Raw genomic sequence first — 15,024 nt, forward strand, 5'->3', positions numbered from 1 at the left:
TACTTGTCCGATATAGCCGACCTTCGCCTAATTTAATAGTATTTATCCCTTTGAATACTCATTCTACGTGTACATTAAAAAAAACCCACAAGCAACCACCTTTTATAGTGGGCCGCTTGTGGGGAAGTCTGGGGGTAGTACAGAAAGGTTAGCTAAGTTAGCTTACCTACATTCACATGCTCTTAGTCAACGTAATAGACTGATCGGCGTTGCCCCATTGTACGTTCCAGCCCAGTAATTCGGTGATGAAACGAAGGGGAACTACGGTTCTGTTGTCGTCGTTCACAAAGACCTTGGCGCCGACGGATTTTCTCATGCCGTTAACTTCCATGAAGTCTTTGTTCATCCAGAATACCAGGGTGTCGCTGCCTGCTGTAATGGTAACCTGCTGCGCCTGCTTGTCCCATTTCACCTCTGCCCCGATGCCTTCACTCAGATAACGAAGCGGGATATAGGTCATTCCGCTCCAAATGAACGGCTTGGTATCCATTTGAGTTACTTTTCCGTTAATGTTCAGGACGCCGCTGCCCACCTTCATCCAGACTTTCATCATGGAAGCAGGATCTGCTGGTGTTGCAGGTACTGGTGCTGCTGCATCCTGGAACTTGTCGTTGAACTGAGTAACAATTGCATTGCCCAGCGCTTGGCCTACCCCAAACATCGTCTTGTAGCCCTCGCGGTTCGTCTTGTATGATGCGTCATAGTTGCCCGCTGCATATTGCGTAAGCACCTGCTGCACTTGATTCTCGTGGGTGGTCAGTGCAGATTGCCCTGCTGACTTCGGCAGGTTGCCTGCTGTAGCCGAATCAAGGAAGGCTGCGAATTCAGTGGTGAAGCCTGCGATACGCGCTTCTACTGCCGCTTTTGCCGCTGCATCATTGTTCTTCACTGCCGCTGTGAAATCAGCCTGGGCATTCACATGATTCGTGACCCAGATCTTCTCGAAGGCCGCTGCCCCGTCTGCACCATAGATAGAAGCAATTGCTGCCTTGAAGTCTGCCGTATTCATGGCCTCGGCTGCAATCAGCGCATTGGAAGCGGCTCTTCCGTCATATTGCTCCTGCATTTGCAGGACGGACAGAGCAAAGTGTTCACCCGCTAACTGGTTGAGTGCGGATCTCAGATCAGCAGCTTTGGTATCTGCCTTGGTATTCTCGAATTTTGCAGGCATTTGCGTAGTAATCGCACTGGACAAGGCCTTGCTGATGCCAAACATCTCTGCATACCCCTTACGGTAGGCTTCATAAGCGCCCTTGTAATCACCGGCTGCATAATCCTCGAACACTTCCTGAACATGGTTCTCATGACTGCGGATAACCTGCTTCGCTGCCGCTGCCGGAAGCTTGCCCTCTGTTGCCGTACCGAGGAAGTTCCCGAATTCGTCTACAAAGCCGCTTACTTTATCTTCTGCAGCTTTGACAGCCGCGGTGTCCTTGTTCTTCGTCGCCTTCACCAGATCGTCGGTGTACTTGTTATGAGCGCGGAAAATCCGTTCAAATTCAGCTGCACCTGCATCACCGTACAGTGAAGCAATGGCGGGCTGCATATCGAGCGCGTTCTGATCAAGCGCCTGGTAGGCCGCTGCCGCATCCTTAGTACCGTCATAAGCCTTTGTCATTGCGGTTACGGCAAGGGTGAAATGCTCGGAGAGCAAATAATCCAGGCCCGCTCTCAGCTCGGCTGCCGGTGTATTCACCGAAGCCTTCATCATTGTGGCTGCCGGGGCTGCCTCCGCACCTGCCAGCGCAGGTATCATCAGGGTCAAGCTTAACATCGGAACGACTAATTTCTTCATCTTCATCTCAATTCACTCCTTAGGTTGGGGTAATATGTGGTGTTCACGTTGCCTGTCTGCCTGTTTGTCTGTACATACACTGAAACGCAGGGGATTCAGGTTTGGATCACAATCCCGGCAAAAAAAATAAACACCACCCCCAACCTTCGTCCCCCAACCCGCTTGTATCTCTAGCTGCGGCGCGGCTTACACCGCATTTTGCTCCCTCTGATCTACATCCGGCCCGCGCGTCTCCCGCTCAGATCATGCAAACGCAAAAAAAGGCTGCCTGCCGGTTGCCGAACAACCGGTATAGGATAGCCTCTTCTCATAGCAGGCCCTGCCAGAGTATAACTGGCGGGCTTGTTCAACCAACAGTGATTAACCCAGCAACGCGCGTACACCTTCACTAAGCGGGGTAAGCGGACGGTTCAGCAGCTTCGCAAGGTCGCCGCTCTCGATATTCAGTGCGCCATCACGGATGGCTGCCTGAATGGCAACGACGATTGGCAGCGCCGCTTCCGGGACGCCTGCACCTGCCATAATCTTCGCATAGGCGGTGTCATCCACCTGCTGCACAGCAACCTCCTGGCCCAGAACCTCGCCGACCACTGCTGCCAGCTCTGCCTGGGTAAGCGGAGTACCGGACAATTCGTAGATGACACTCTCACGGCTCTCTCCAGCCAGAACAGCAGCCGCCGCTTCAGCATAATCACTGCGCGTAGCCCAGCCTACCTTGCCGTCTTCGGCAGAGGTCAGCCATGGAGCGCCGGCCTTCACGGCCTGAATGGAGCCGACTTCGTTCTCCAAGTACCAGTTGTTGCGCAGGAAAGCATACGGAATGCCGGATTCACGGATGAACTCTTCTGTGGCACGGTGTACCGGTGCCAGGAACAGGGAGCTGTTATCGGCATCGCCTACACTGGTGTAGACGATGAAGCCTACACCTGCACGGACAGCTGCGTCTACAGCTGCCTTATGCTGGCGGATACGGGTGTCGTTGTCGCCGTCAGCCGAGACGATCAGCAGGCGCTCCACTCCGGCAAAGGCGGTGTCCAGCGTCTCCGGCTGATCGAAATCACCATGACGGACATCGACCCCGCGCGCCTTCAGGGCTTCTGCCTTCTCCGGGTTTCTGACACTGGCTACAATATTCCCAGCGGGTACGGTCTTCAGCAGAGTCTCTGCTACGATGGAACCAAATTTGCCTGTTGCTCCTGTTAATGCGATTGTCATCTCATATTCCTCCATTTGGGTTCTTGTATTTCAATCTCAGCTATAAGCTCTCGTTGACATCGGTAATCACCACTCATGTAACCATTGTAGTTACAAGTTGGCCGGATGTCAAATAGATTGTTCAAGATTCACCCCACTGTCTTGAAATAGCGGTAGATCTGCTCCAGCTTCTTGCTATGTTTCCCCTTCTTGCTCTCCATGTTACCGAATTCGAAGAACTTCACCTTACGGATGCCCACGTAGTTGAACAGGGCTTTGCGCATCAGTATCTTATGCGAGTTCCCCAGCCACAGCAGCGGGTAGTGGGTCGGCCCCTTCATGCTGGAGATGCAGATCACGCTCTTCCCCTTGAGCAGCCCCTCCGGCAAAAGTCCGCCCTTATCCCGGTAGGCGAAGCCCGATGCAAACATCCGGTCGATGTAGCCCATCAGCATCGCTGGCGGGCGTCCCCACCAGATCGGATAGACCAGGACGATCTGATCGGCCCACAGCAGCTGCTCCCTGTACTCTGCCAGCTCCGGTTCCTGGTACATATCCCGTCTGCGCCGATTCTCATTGAACACCAGGACCGGATCGAATCCGGCCTCATACAGATCAAGCACCTTCACTTCCGTAATCTTCGCATTCTCCTTGCTGCCGCGCAGCACTTCCTCCAGGAAGGCGTAGCTCAGGCTCTTATGGTTCGGATGGGTGTAAATCACAAGTGTATTCATCAGTGTTATTCCCCTTTAGTTGTCATTTGATAACAAAAACATACCACAGCCGCAAATTACTTGTCAAATGATAATTGTTTTTTGATAATTATTCTGGTATTGTGACCTCTGAGGTGATCTTATGGACAACAACCATCTTTTTCAAAAATTCATTGCCTTCACCACTGCCGTCCATCAAATAACGAATGATATTTCCAAAGATGTGAACTCAGACGGCTTAACGCCGCTGCAATATAAGATTGTTGAATACATCGCCGTCAGCCAGCCTGTTACGCTCAGCGAGATCAGCGACTGCATGAACATGTCGATGCCCAATACGAGCCGGGAGCTGAAGAAGCTCAGCGCAAAAGGGCTATGTACCCGCATCACCGACCCCGCTGACCGCCGCAGGCAGGGAATTACGCTCTCCGCCGCAGGTGAGGCGTTGATGAATGAGGCCTTCGGACAGATCGCTGTCCGGTTCGAGCAGCGTATTGCGGCCCTGAGCGCTGAGGAACGCAAAGAGACCGAGCGGGCCCTCGATCTCTTGCAGCAGAAGGTATTTTATTTGAGCTGAGGATACATCCTATATCCATATACGAACGGTTATTTCACAGCAACGCCCTTCGCGGGAATCTCCGTAGAGATCTCTTCCTTTCGCCGGATGAAGAAGGACAGAATCAGTGCAACCACTGCGGCTCCTGTGGTGACCATAGAAGCGACATTCATTCCATGAATTAAGCTATGGACATCGCCCGTCTGTTTCAGGCCGCCGCCGCTGTAGGTCATGATCGTCACAAGCAGCGCTGTCCCGATGGAACCGGCGACCGTCCGTAGCGTAGTGTTCACGGGAATGCCGTGGCGGATCAGAGCCGGCGGCAGGGAATTCATTCCACTGGTGACGACGGGCAGCAGGGTCAGGCTGACACCGACCATCCGCAGGGAGTAGCCCACCATCAGGAACGTATAGGACGTATGCTCCGTCAGATTGGAGAACAACAGTGCAGAGATGACCGTCAGGCTGATTCCGGTGATTACCATCGTTCTGGCACCTATTTTGTCAAAAATCTTCCCCGCGATAGGGGACATAATACAGATCAGAATCGCACCGGGAAGCAGCATCAGACCTGACTTCAGCGCGGAATAGCCAAGCATGGTCTGCATATAGAGCGGCAGCAGGAGCTGTGCGCTCAGCATGATAATCATCAGGATCATACTGATTACAGTAGCCAGGGTAAAAGAGGGACTGGTGAACACCCGCAGCTCCAGCAGCGGATTCTCCATCGTCAACTGCCGCCACACGAACAGGCAGAGCGCGATGAACCCGACCGCGAGGGAGATCAGCACCTCCGTACTCCCCCAACCTTTGCTGCCGGAGACACTGAATCCGTACAGCACACCGCCGAAGCCGAGTGTGGATAATGTCATGGAGAGTGCATCCACCTTGCTTTTCACCTGCGGGGTGACGTTCTTCACCAGAAACAGTCCAAGCATCGTGAGCAGCAGCGAGCAAGGGGCCAGAATATAGAACAGCAAGCGCCAGGAATGACTCTCCACGAGCCAGCCGTTCAGTACAGGTCCGATCGCCGGAGCGAAGTTAATTGCCAGCCCGATCAGCCCCATCGTAAACCCGCGCCGGGCAACCGGGATCAGAATGAACGTCAGGGTCTGCACCAGGGGAAGCATAATGCCCACTCCGACCGCCTGGATGATCCGTCCCGTAAGCAACAGACCGAAGCCGGGGGAGACCGCACACAGAAGCGTCCCCGCAGTCAGCATCCCCATCGCAAAGACGAATACCTGCTTGGTGGTGAAGCGCTGAATAAGATAAGCTGTAATCGGAACTACAATTCCCGTCACCAGTGCAAAAGCGGTCGTTAACCACTGCACAGTGCTCGCAGACAACCGGAACTCACCCATAATGTTCGGCAGCGCCGTATTCAGCGAGGATTGATTCAATAGCCCTGCCATTGTCCCGATAATTAGAATAGCCATGATAAGAATAGTGCCTTTTGGTGCCTTCTCCATTTCTGTTCCCCTCCACTAATTAAAATTTGCAATAATAAAACTCTGTAGTTTCACCAGACTTAGGTCTGGTCGGCATACCTCCACCAGACAAGCGTGCCTATGAGGCCAACAGCGCCGGTGAGAAACGGAAGCAAACGGCTAACCAGCTCCAGATGTGTGCTCTCCTCTCCTGAGGCACCGCTGAGCAATCCGGGAATGGCCCACGGAATGTACTCTACAATGCCCAGCGCCCCGCCGAACTGAGCGATCACAATGGTAAGCAGGACGATGCCCAGCGGATACAGGAAACCGCGCCCGATACAAGCCATCCACGCTACAGGGATGCTCAGAACAACCACCATGAGACAGATCTGTGCGTACCCGCTGAAGCCCTGAACAATGACCTCCAGACTCCATCCGTCCAAGCCGGTAAGCCATGCCGTGATGCACCCAGCTATGAACATGAACAAGGATAGAACTTCACATAATAACGTAGAAACAACGATCTTCGCAGCGGCCACCCCATACCGGGACAGCGGCAGGGCCAGCAGATCCTTCACCGTGCGGTCGGAATATTCCCGGCCGAAGCTCCAGCTGTACACGAACCCGAAGCCGATCAAGCCTCCCATGGAGACGACAATGCCCAGCTCCTTCAGAAACCCTGCCACATTGATCTCACCCTCAAAGGCGCTCTGGGAGCCAATGGTCCCGGAGAACACCAGCCCGATCATTATCGGCACCAGGATGCTGACCACAAGCGAGATCACGAACAGTCTGGAACGGCGAAGCTTCAAGACCTCCACCCACAGGGCCGATAGCCATTGATTCATGGTCTCACTCCTCCTTCAGATCCAATGACTCTTAGAAAATAATGCTCCAAATCCTCTTCCTCCACCTGAATCAGCGTAGGCGGCATATCCGCATACACCAGCAGCTTGGAGATGTAATCCGGGTTCGTTACGGCACGTTCCTCCTGAAGCAGCAGTGTGCCCTCTGCATTCTGCTGCACCACATAGCCTGCCTGAGTAAGTCTGCTGCGGGCACTTGCCGGATCGCGGGTCTCTACCCGCAGACTCCTGCGGAGCAAGGGATGAAGATCCTTCACATCCGTCTCTTGCAGCAGCTTCCCTTGATGCACGATGCCGATTCTGCTCGTCAGCCTGGAGACTTCGCCAAGAATATGGCTGGAGATAAAAATCGTCACTCCCTGATCTGCCGCAAGCTCCCGGAGCAGTTCCCGCACCTCCACAATCCCCGCCGGGTCCAGCCCGTTCGTCGGCTCATCCAGAATCAGCACCTGCGGATGATGCAGCATGGCCTTGGCGAGGCCCAGCCGCTGCCCGTTACCGAGGGAGAGCGTCCCGGCTTTGCGGTCCCGGTAAGCGGTAAGCTGGAGCCTGTCGATAATACTGTCAATGGCAGAGCGGTCCGGGATACCCCGCAGCCTGCGGATAATCTCCAGGTTCTCGCGGACCGTAAGCTCAGGGTAGGAGTAGGGAGTTTCGACCATGTACCCTACCTCCGCCCACAGCTTATGGCTGCCCGCATCGACCCGCCGTCCGAACAGGTAGGCCGACCCGGAATCGGGGCGGATCATGCCCAGGAGCATGCGGATGGTTGTAGTTTTGCCTGCTCCGTTCAGCCCAAGGAATCCGTAGATTTCGCCCGGGTTGACCTCGATCGACAGCCGATCCACAGCATGATGGCTGCCGAAATGCTTGGTTAATCCTTCTGTCTGAATGATTGCGTTCATCATCATCACTCCTACGCTTCTTTTAAAACTAACTAGTTGTTTATATTTAGTCCAAAGAAACAGCCGCCCTTACAGTAAAGACGGCTCCATGACGCCATGGATAATAAATTGCACAATCTGCTGTGTGGTCTGTTCTCTAATCTGCGGAGAGTCCAGACTGCCGAACAAGTGCTCAAATCTTGAAGAAGACTGCAGTGTCATTGCAATTACGTTCATGACTAGCATCGGAAAGAGCGCGGGGTCCAGATCCTGACGGAGAATTCCGTTCCTCTGGGCGGCCAGAGCAATCTCATGCATCTGAGGGTCATCATCCGGACGATAGGGAATCTGATTCCAGATCTTCCAGCCCTCTGCAGCTTCCCAAAACAGGATTCTCAGGTAACTCCGGTGCTCCAGCAAGAAGGAGACCGTCTGACGGGTCCAGTACTCCACGAAGTTTTTGAATGCAGCCGGGTCCTTTAGTAGCTGCTCATCCTTCAGCAACTCGCTGATGAACGAGCCGGTGATCTGTTCGCTAATCTGGTCAGCCCGCTTGACCACTTCCGTATATAGCCCTAGCTTGTCGCCATAATACTGATAGATCAGGCTTTTGTTATACCCGGATGCTTTCGCAATGGCATCGATCCGTGCTGCGGAGTAACCGGATTCGGCAAAAATCTCCTCCGCTGCATCCAGAATAATCGCCCGGGTGCGGGCGGCGTCGTATATTTTGGTGCTGCGTTTGCCCCCTGTTGTGGTTATGGTTTCCGCCTCCTTATTTCTAACTAACTGGTTGGATTATAATCTGTATTCTGGCGGACGTCAAGCGCAACTCCTGCAGCCTTGTCTGATCCTCGTTACCAACAATTGGCACAAAACCAATTCACACCAATCGCGTCTAACTGGAGAGAGTTAAATCTATCCATAAGGTGATGAACCCATGACAACAAGAACGACTATGCTGCTGTCTCTGCTTGGACTGGCCCTGTTATTGCCAGAGCGCGTCCATGCAGATGCAGCCCCTTCACCCCAGCCCATCTCCATCTACCTGGACGGACAGCAGCTCCAGCCGGAGACTCAGCCGCTCAACATCAGCGGGACTGTACTGGTTCCTATGCGTGGGCTGTTCGAAGCCCAAGGGGCCGAGCTCTCCTGGGACAATGCAAGCAAGACGGTAACTGCCGTCAAAGGCGGCACTGCACTCACCTATACCTTAGGCTCGTTCACAGCTCTGCTGAACGGGAAGACCGCCCAGCTGGCTGTACCGGGACAACTGTCGCAAGGCTACAGTATGATTCCCCTGCGCTTCGTTAGTGAAGCACTGGGCAGCCAAGTAACCTGGGAGCCGGCTTCGGGCTCCGTCATTATCTCCTCGGCGTCTGCCTATGAGACCTCGGTCACCTGGGGGGTCAACCTGCGCAGCACCCCGGATGCAGGGAGCAGCACCACTAGCCTGGGCCTGCTGCCCGCCGGAAGCAAGGTTCATGTCATCCGTGAGGTTGATGCCCTCTGGCTGGAGGTGCGGACCGCAGATCATGTGAGAGGATATGTATCTTCCAAGCCGAAATTCACGGATTACAGAAGCCCTTCCCTGCTGCAGAAGCAAGGGGAAGCCCTGATTGCCTCAGGTAAAAAATACCTGAATACCCCTTATGAATTCGGTGCTTCTCCTGACCAGACGGATACGTTCGACTGTTCTTCTTTTGTGAAGCATGTGTTCGGGGATACGCTCGGGATTGAGCTTCCCCGCGTCTCCTATGATCAGGCCCTTGAAGGCCGAAAGATTAGCCTAGACGAGCTGCGCACCGGAGATCTGCTGTTCTTCACCGCCAGAGGTCTCGACATCGGACATGTAGCCATCTATGCCGGAAATAACCGGATACTGCATACCTACTCCAAGGAGCAGGGTGTACATATGGAGGATTTCAGCAGTAAGTGGAAGCAGCGGTTTGTTACCGCGCGGCGGATTCTATAACGGGGGAGAGATTAGGCAAACCATGTAACAGTTGGTTTTTCTACACTTGCTGTTAAGCAAATGCCCCATTCAGGAGTGACAGTTGGAAAAAAGGCACTTAATCTGACCAAACGTGGCCGATTCTATGAGATTCGGTGAATCAGGTGTACTTTTTCCAACTGCTTCTTCATATGACTCCATTCCGCCAGAAATAAGTGCCTTATTTCCATCTCTTCCGCCTGCTTCATGCTATGCCTTGCGCACAAACTCCGATTTCAGCTTCATTGCGCCGAACCCGTCGATTTTGCAATCGATATCATGGTCGCCTTCCACCAGCCGGATGTTCTTCACCTTGGTGCCTATCTTCAGAACGGACGAGCTGCCTTTGACCTTGAGATCCTTAATCACCGTTACAGTGTCCCCGTCAGCCAGTACATTTCCGTTAGCATCCTTAATAACCTTCTCTTCCTCGCCGCCTGCACTTCCAGCATCCAAAGACCATTCATGTCCGCATTCCGGACAGACCAGAAGCGCTCCGTCCTCATAGGTGTACACAGAGCTGCACTGCGGGCAATTTGGCAATTCATTCATGATTTCATTTCTCCATTCCTGCTTAAGCATGTTTATAGGGATAAGTCTGTCTAAGTTTAACATATAACTTGATTAAACTCAGTTATTAAATTAATATCTAATTAGATAATTATTTAATAATAAGGTGGGATTATTATGATTCAGCTAGAAGCTGTTACCGAGCCGCTGTCTCAGGAGAGTCTTGAGATACAAGCCTCCATCCTGAACTCACAGCCTGAATTCAATCTGATGGTGGAGCATAAGTCATACCTCGAACCGCTGGAGCTGCAAGAAGAGAACCGTAAGAACCTCGCCATGGGTGAGAAAATGCTGTACATCAAGTTCCGTGATCGCGTCGCCGGCCTACTCACTTATCTCCCAGACTACGGCCCGGATCACTATCCCTGGATTGGCCTCCTTGTGATTCACCGGCAATATAGCCGGCAAGGGTTAGGGAATGCTGCTGTGCATGAACTGGAGAGAAAATTCCAGCAACAGGGTACACAAGCCGTCAGACTGGCTGTCCAGCTCGAGAATAAGGCCGGTGAGCTGTTTTGGACTCTGAACGGATATGGCCGGATCAGAAGTGCTACCGATAACCATGGTAACCAGGTGGATGTCTACGAGAAGCGGTTTGAATGAGCAGTAAAAGTGGTAATAATTAGAAAATAGCTTGTATATGTTATAAATCATCGTGGAGGAGTGAATGAGGACATGAATGAATCGGAATCGGAGCACAGCAGCAGCCAGTCTGCCGCAGACACCAGGGAGCATCCAGCGCTTGCCGCCGAGGCAGTAGACGCGATCGAGAACCTGTCCGGTGTCCATCCCGGATACCGCCGCGCCCATGCGGCGGGAGTCTGCTGCCGCGGCTTCTTCCGGCCGAGCGGACTGGGGAAGGAGTTCACGGAGGCGGAGCACCTTCAGGAGCAGCAGGTGAATGCCATCATCCGCTTCTCGGGCAGCTCGACTGATCCGGCACTTGCGGACCTGCTATCCCCTGCCAAGGGGATGGCTGTCCAGTTCATCCTCCCGGATGGCGGGGTTACGAATCTGGTTGGAGTGACCGTGCCTGTCTTTTTTGCGCGGACCCCGGAGTCCTTCATCGACATTATACAGATGGCCCACCGGCTGCGGACCGGGACACTCGGACCGATTGAGCTGATGAAGGAAATTGTCAGCCACTTCAGCGAGAGCAAAGAGGCTCTGCTCGCGGTGCGCCGGCTCAAGCCGCCTGCCAGCTACGCCGAATGTCATTACTACTGCATACATGCTTATGTGCTGGTCAATGCAGAAGGCAGGCAGCAGCCTGTCCGGTACGAGTGGGTTCCCGAGACGGGCGTGCGCACACTGACACTGGAAGAGGCTGCGCAGCAGCCGGACCGCTATCTGGAGGATGAGCTGGAGCTGCGCTTCAAGGATGAGCCGGCTATCTTCCAACTGGTCGCTGTTCTTGGAGAGGAAGGCGATGCTACGGATGATCCTACCCGTGCCTGGCCGGAGGACCGCCGCAGAATCGATCTCGGGCGGCTGCATATTTCAGAGATCTACCCCGATCCGACATATTTGCTCATGGACCCTACGATCCTTACAACTGGTATGCTCCTCTCGGATGATCCGATTCTTAAGTTCCGCAGTGCGGCCTACGCCGAATCTTATGGGCGGCGGATCGAAGGAAGATAGCTGCTGCCTGCTGCGGCATATGTCGTTCAGCGCCAAAGGGACAATGCGCCCTTTGGCGCTTTTGATTCAAACGCTATACTTAGTTGGTTAATGGATATTAATCCGGTTACAAGAGAGAGGAGTGCAGTATGCAGCAGGCCATGGTCATCATGAACCCTTCGTCCGGCAAGGCAGAGGCGCGGGATTATATTAGAGCAGCGGAAGAGGTGCTGCAAGGCGCAGGGTATCAGGTTACCGTCCAGGAGACCGCAGGGGAAGGAGATGCAACCGCCTTCTGCCTCCAGGCCTGCGCCGAGTGCTATGATCTGGTGGTTGCCATTGGAGGAGACGGAACGCTCCACGAGACGATGAACGGCCTCACAGATCAGCAGCACCGCCCTACACTTGGCATTGTGCCAATGGGCACCGTCAATGATTTTGCCCGCGCGCTACAGATTCCGCTTGTCCCTGAAGAGGCAATTCAGAGCCTGGCTTCGCCCCGGACCCGAAGAGTCGATATGGGCCGGCTGAATGACCGGCTGTTCGTCAATGTGGTGGCCGCAGGCTCTCTGGCAGGCTCCCTCTCCTCAGTTAGCTCCGAAGACAAGAGCCGGCTCGGGTTCCTTGCTTATCTAAAAGAGGGCATTAAGGAGCTGGCCAGCAATACTGCACATACCCTGACGATTACTCACGACGGTGAGATCTGGGAAGGCTCCTCCCCGCTGTTCATTGCTGCACTGACGAATTCCGTGGGCGGCTTCGAGAAGCTTGCCCCTGCTGCCGCCGTAGATGACGGCCTGCTCCATTGCTTCATCGTCAAGGACCTGCACCTGCTGAATTCCGTTACGGTCAGCATCTCCCTGCTGCTCGGCAATCTGCGGAATCATAAGGATGTCATCTACTTTACAGCCAAGGAGGTCTCCGTCCGCTCCACCGAGCCGGTACAGACGAATGTGGACGGCGAGCAAGGTCCGCCGCTGCCGATCCGCTTAAGCACCATTCCGCGCCACATTCAGGTCGTGGTGCCGGAGGACTGACCCGCTCAGGCGCCTCAGGCGTTCCAAGCTACAGAATACAGGCGTCCGGGAGAAGCCTCTTCCTTAGCTGATTCCGTGCAGCTCTGCGAAGTCCTCACCGAGTGTCCATTCCAGACGTCTGACCCATTCACGCTGCACCTCCTTGGGCGCGATCTGCAGGCGGTGCAGGATATTCCATACCCTGTACAGACTCGCCGCCTTCATCTGCTGCGGCGTGAAGGATAACGGGTTAACAGACAGATAGCCCTGCATGAAGGCAGTATTGAGCAGCACGGATTGTACGGGATAATGGTGCTTCGTGAACCAGCAGACCCAGGCTACATCATTCAGCGGGCTGCCCCATTCCGCCCATTCCCAGTCCAGCACATGCAGCAGATCATCGGCTTCACAGAGCAGATTATGTACTCCGTAATCGCCATGGGTCAGGACCCACGGAAGCTCCCCGGCCTCCGCCGCAGACAGAAAGTGAAGCGACTGTCTGCCAAGAGCGGCGGGAACGAATTCCAGCTTCTGAACCACCTGACTCAGTGCAGACCTGTTGCTGAGCCGGATCTCTGTCTCTTGCGGCTGATAAGGGCGGGAATGAATCTGGGCAGCCAGCAGCTGCCCCATTCTGCTGTAGATCCGCTCGGCTCTTGTCCAGTCCCTGGCATCCAGAACGGACTGGGCGTTCCCGCCCTGCATGCAGTCCATGATGATGATGCGCTTCCCGTCCATCTCTGTCACCTCATGCACCACCGGGGTATCACAGCTTCCCTGCACCAGCCGCATTACATGAACCTCATTGAGCGTATCTTTATTGGACAGATTTGTTATTTTGGCTACAAGCGGCGGCTCGGCCCCCGCCATCAGATAGGTTAGATTCGTATATCCTCCTGTCAGCCGTTCCAGCCGGCAGGCATATCTTGCTTCCAGACCTCTGATGATGTTCTCAATCATGATATGAATCCCTCTCTTTTCCCTTCAGTAGACCCTATGCCAAGTGGAAACGACTTTGCCATCCTTTTAGGGATGGCACCGTTTCAGCGAGAAATAGAAGGATAAGTTATCGTGTGCAACGTATAAATCCTTATATTTCAAGAATATCACATGCTCCATTTCATTACAGATTAAGCTATTCTGCACAAGCAGATCTATGCTGCGGCCCTCACTGTACGTATGACAAAGAGACCGGCGGGAGAATCCCGGCCAGTCTGCTTGAGCCATGCCTCATAGCGGTCTCCTGCACAGCCAATGCCTGCCCTGGAAGGGGCTTATGCTTGTGGTCTGGCCGGGACGTACAGCTTGTGGATCAACACCATTTGACCTATATGATAAGCATTATGAGTTGCCGCATTGCTGATGATCTCCCACCATGCAGCCGGTACCGGGAACCCGTTCACCTGCTCCTCCAGCCCTTCCTCAGACAGCAGGCTCTGCCAGTTCAAGAGCGTCTGCAGCAGCCTTACGCGCAGCTCACTGAACGCAATATCTGCCGGAAGCCTGAAGCTGAGGTTATTATCCTTAACCGGAGGCACAGCGTCCATATGCCCCTCGCGGTACCGGCTCTGCCAGGCTTCATTCCAGTACAGCAAATGTTGGGTAAGCTCAGCTATGCTGCTGACTCCTTCACCGGGCTTCCAGAACGCTTCCTCCTCTGTCATATTCTCCACAGCCTGCATATAGGGAAGATGCCAGCTGGGGTCGTTGGCCCCGGCCAGCAATTGATTAGCAAGCACATCCTTGGCATGAACCATTCCTTCACTCTCCTCTTCTTCGCATTCCGTTATATTTGAAGAGAAGCCCCCTTTCCCTACAGGGAACGAGGGCTTCTCTACTGGCTGGAGGGCGTGTATTCGCTCAGCTTGCCGTAATAGACCAGATGCAGCCGGTCGCTCTGCCGGAAGTCATCCGGGGTGACGAGCGCAGGCAGCTTGTTCCACAGCTTAATGCCCGAGCGCTCCAGAATCTCGGCAACGAACTGCGAACAGAAATACGAGTTGCTGAACTCCACCGGCTCCTTCAGTGCAATGCCGATGACGCCGAGGATATTGTAGAGATACTTCTGGCGGCTGCGGATGAAGACCTGGAGCACCCGCTTCATTTTCTCAACCTCACGGTCCGTGACCTGAAGCTCGTAGATGACGCAGGTCGTCTCCGGGTATTTGCTGTAGGTGCCTGTGCGGATATCCTCCTTCACGAACCCGCCGTTCAGCGGATTGGCCGGATGCTTCCTTCCAAAGCTATATAGCTCTGAGAGCTCCCGGTTAAACGAGATCGACGCATGGTTATACGGCGCTTTGGTATAGCCCTGAATGAGCTTCGTGAACAGCGTTCCCGTATTGGTGAGCATGATGTACACCGATGGATCTGCTGACATT

16 protein-coding genes and 1 pseudogene are annotated in these 15,024 nt (G+C 54.1%); 5 read left to right on the top strand and 12 right to left on the bottom strand.

The window, feature by feature from the left end; all coding sequences use genetic code 11:
• Window positions 1-172: 172 nt before the first annotated feature.
• From MKY86_RS30340 to MKY86_RS30350, 3 genes are all read right to left on the bottom strand, one after another.
• On the bottom strand, window positions 173-1,801 hold the full coding sequence (locus MKY86_RS30340) for a copper amine oxidase N-terminal domain-containing protein (protein ID WP_076081393.1): 1,629 nt from the start codon (window positions 1,799-1,801) through the stop codon (window positions 173-175).
• A gap of 354 nt (window positions 1,802-2,155) precedes the next feature.
• Entirely contained in the window at window positions 2,156-3,010 is an 855-nt protein-coding gene (locus MKY86_RS30345) for an SDR family oxidoreductase (RefSeq protein WP_076081391.1), read from the bottom strand.
• Window positions 3,011-3,138: 128 nt separating this feature from the next.
• Window positions 3,139-3,723, bottom strand: coding sequence for an NAD(P)H-dependent oxidoreductase (locus tag MKY86_RS30350; protein ID WP_076081389.1), 585 nt, complete (start codon window positions 3,721-3,723; stop codon window positions 3,139-3,141).
• Between the two features lie 121 nt (window positions 3,724-3,844).
• On the opposite strand from MKY86_RS30350, the gene MKY86_RS30355 reads away from it, so the two are divergent.
• Window positions 3,845-4,279 (top strand): MarR family winged helix-turn-helix transcriptional regulator, encoded by a 435-nt coding sequence (locus tag MKY86_RS30355; RefSeq protein WP_076081387.1) that lies wholly within the window; start codon window positions 3,845-3,847, stop codon window positions 4,277-4,279.
• A 29-nt stretch (window positions 4,280-4,308) separates the two neighbouring features.
• Here MKY86_RS30355 and MKY86_RS30360 read toward each other — a convergent pair whose 3' ends face one another.
• The 5 genes and pseudogenes from MKY86_RS30360 to MKY86_RS34250 all read right to left on the bottom strand — a co-directional run.
• Complete coding sequence (locus MKY86_RS30360; protein ID WP_076081385.1) at window positions 4,309-5,730, bottom strand: DHA2 family efflux MFS transporter permease subunit; 1,422 nt, start codon at window positions 5,728-5,730, stop codon at window positions 4,309-4,311.
• A gap of 59 nt (window positions 5,731-5,789) precedes the next feature.
• A complete protein-coding gene (locus MKY86_RS30365; protein WP_076081383.1) occupies window positions 5,790-6,539 on the bottom strand; it encodes an ABC transporter permease in 750 nt (249 codons plus the stop codon).
• Complete coding sequence (locus MKY86_RS30370; protein ID WP_076081381.1) at window positions 6,536-7,462, bottom strand: ABC transporter ATP-binding protein; 927 nt, start codon at window positions 7,460-7,462, stop codon at window positions 6,536-6,538. Before MKY86_RS30370 ends, MKY86_RS30365 begins: the two co-directional genes overlap by 4 nt.
• 69 nt (window positions 7,463-7,531) lie before the next feature.
• Window positions 7,532-8,002 carry a hypothetical protein gene (locus MKY86_RS30375; protein ID WP_076081379.1) on the bottom strand — a complete coding sequence of 157 codons (471 nt, stop codon included), beginning with the start codon at window positions 8,000-8,002 and terminating at the stop codon, window positions 7,532-7,534.
• A 9-nt stretch (window positions 8,003-8,011) separates the two neighbouring features.
• Window positions 8,012-8,203 (bottom strand): annotated as a pseudogene (locus tag MKY86_RS34250) (TetR/AcrR family transcriptional regulator); the annotation flags it as partial.
• 178 nt (window positions 8,204-8,381) lie between these two features.
• On the opposite strand from MKY86_RS34250, the gene MKY86_RS30380 reads away from it, so the two are divergent.
• Window positions 8,382-9,416 carry a C40 family peptidase gene (locus MKY86_RS30380; RefSeq protein ID WP_076081377.1) on the top strand — a complete coding sequence of 345 codons (1,035 nt, stop codon included), beginning with the start codon at window positions 8,382-8,384 and terminating at the stop codon, window positions 9,414-9,416.
• Window positions 9,417-9,644: 228 nt separating this feature from the next.
• Here MKY86_RS30380 and MKY86_RS30385 read toward each other — a convergent pair whose 3' ends face one another.
• Window positions 9,645-9,986, bottom strand: coding sequence for a zinc ribbon domain-containing protein YjdM (locus MKY86_RS30385; protein WP_076081365.1), 342 nt, complete (start codon window positions 9,984-9,986; stop codon window positions 9,645-9,647).
• Between the two features lie 135 nt (window positions 9,987-10,121).
• Here MKY86_RS30385 and MKY86_RS30390 point away from each other — a divergent pair, with 135 nt between their 5' ends.
• The 3 genes from MKY86_RS30390 to MKY86_RS30400 all read left to right on the top strand — a co-directional run bounded on the left by MKY86_RS30390 (window position 10,122) and on the right by MKY86_RS30400 (window position 12,664).
• Entirely contained in the window at window positions 10,122-10,607 is a 486-nt protein-coding gene (locus MKY86_RS30390) for a GNAT family N-acetyltransferase (RefSeq protein ID WP_076081363.1), read from the top strand.
• Window positions 10,608-10,679: 72 nt separating this feature from the next.
• Window positions 10,680-11,648, top strand: coding sequence for a catalase family peroxidase (locus MKY86_RS30395; RefSeq protein ID WP_076081361.1), 969 nt, complete (start codon window positions 10,680-10,682; stop codon window positions 11,646-11,648).
• Window positions 11,649-11,776: 128 nt separating this feature from the next.
• A complete protein-coding gene (locus MKY86_RS30400; RefSeq protein ID WP_076081359.1) occupies window positions 11,777-12,664 on the top strand; it encodes a diacylglycerol/lipid kinase family protein in 888 nt (295 codons plus the stop codon).
• Window positions 12,665-12,727: 63 nt separating this feature from the next.
• On the opposite strand, the gene MKY86_RS30405 is transcribed toward MKY86_RS30400, so the two are convergent.
• From MKY86_RS30405 to MKY86_RS30415, 3 genes are all read right to left on the bottom strand, one after another.
• Entirely contained in the window at window positions 12,728-13,603 is an 876-nt protein-coding gene (locus MKY86_RS30405; RefSeq protein ID WP_036722806.1) for a phosphotransferase family protein, read from the bottom strand.
• Between the two features lie 314 nt (window positions 13,604-13,917).
• Window positions 13,918-14,400: a DinB family protein gene (locus MKY86_RS30410; RefSeq protein WP_076081355.1), complete on the bottom strand. Its 483-nt coding sequence runs from the start codon at window positions 14,398-14,400 to the stop codon at window positions 13,918-13,920.
• A 77-nt stretch (window positions 14,401-14,477) separates the two neighbouring features.
• Entirely contained in the window at window positions 14,478-15,023 is a 546-nt protein-coding gene (locus tag MKY86_RS30415) for a hypothetical protein (protein WP_076081353.1), read from the bottom strand.
• Between the last annotated feature and the right edge of the window lies 1 nt (window position 15,024).

The sequence above is a fragment of the Paenibacillus sp. FSL R7-0333 genome (genome assembly GCF_038000365.1).
Lineage (GTDB): Bacteria > Bacillota > Bacilli > Paenibacillales > Paenibacillaceae > Paenibacillus_AQ > Paenibacillus_AQ silagei.

Bases quoted from the DNA above. Each gene is read 5' to 3' on its own strand.
- MKY86_RS30340 (WP_076081393.1), bottom strand. From the start codon at position 1,801: ATGAAGATGAAGAAATTAGTCGTTCCGATGTTAAGCTTGACCCTGATG.
- MKY86_RS30345 (WP_076081391.1), bottom strand. From the start codon at position 3,010: ATGACAATCGCATTAACAGGAGCAACAGGCAAATTTGGTTCCATCGTA.
- MKY86_RS30350 (WP_076081389.1), bottom strand. From the start codon at position 3,723: ATGAATACACTTGTGATTTACACCCATCCGAACCATAAGAGCCTGAGC.
- MKY86_RS30355 (WP_076081387.1), top strand. From the start codon at position 3,845: ATGGACAACAACCATCTTTTTCAAAAATTCATTGCCTTCACCACTGCC.
- MKY86_RS30360 (WP_076081385.1), bottom strand. From the start codon at position 5,730: ATGGAGAAGGCACCAAAAGGCACTATTCTTATCATGGCTATTCTAATT.
- MKY86_RS30365 (WP_076081383.1), bottom strand. From the start codon at position 6,539: ATGAATCAATGGCTATCGGCCCTGTGGGTGGAGGTCTTGAAGCTTCGC.
- MKY86_RS30370 (WP_076081381.1), bottom strand. From the start codon at position 7,462: ATGAACGCAATCATTCAGACAGAAGGATTAACCAAGCATTTCGGCAGC.
- MKY86_RS30380 (WP_076081377.1), top strand. From the start codon at position 8,382: ATGACAACAAGAACGACTATGCTGCTGTCTCTGCTTGGACTGGCCCTG.
- MKY86_RS30385 (WP_076081365.1), bottom strand. From the start codon at position 9,986: ATGAATGAATTGCCAAATTGCCCGCAGTGCAGCTCTGTGTACACCTAT.
- MKY86_RS30390 (WP_076081363.1), top strand. From the start codon at position 10,122: ATGATTCAGCTAGAAGCTGTTACCGAGCCGCTGTCTCAGGAGAGTCTT.
- MKY86_RS30395 (WP_076081361.1), top strand. From the start codon at position 10,680: ATGAATGAATCGGAATCGGAGCACAGCAGCAGCCAGTCTGCCGCAGAC.
- MKY86_RS30400 (WP_076081359.1), top strand. From the start codon at position 11,777: ATGCAGCAGGCCATGGTCATCATGAACCCTTCGTCCGGCAAGGCAGAG.
- MKY86_RS30405 (WP_036722806.1), bottom strand. From the start codon at position 13,603: ATGATTGAGAACATCATCAGAGGTCTGGAAGCAAGATATGCCTGCCGG.
- MKY86_RS30410 (WP_076081355.1), bottom strand. From the start codon at position 14,400: ATGGTTCATGCCAAGGATGTGCTTGCTAATCAATTGCTGGCCGGGGCC.
- MKY86_RS30415 (WP_076081353.1), bottom strand. From the start codon at position 15,023: ATGTCAGCAGATCCATCGGTGTACATCATGCTCACCAATACGGGAACG.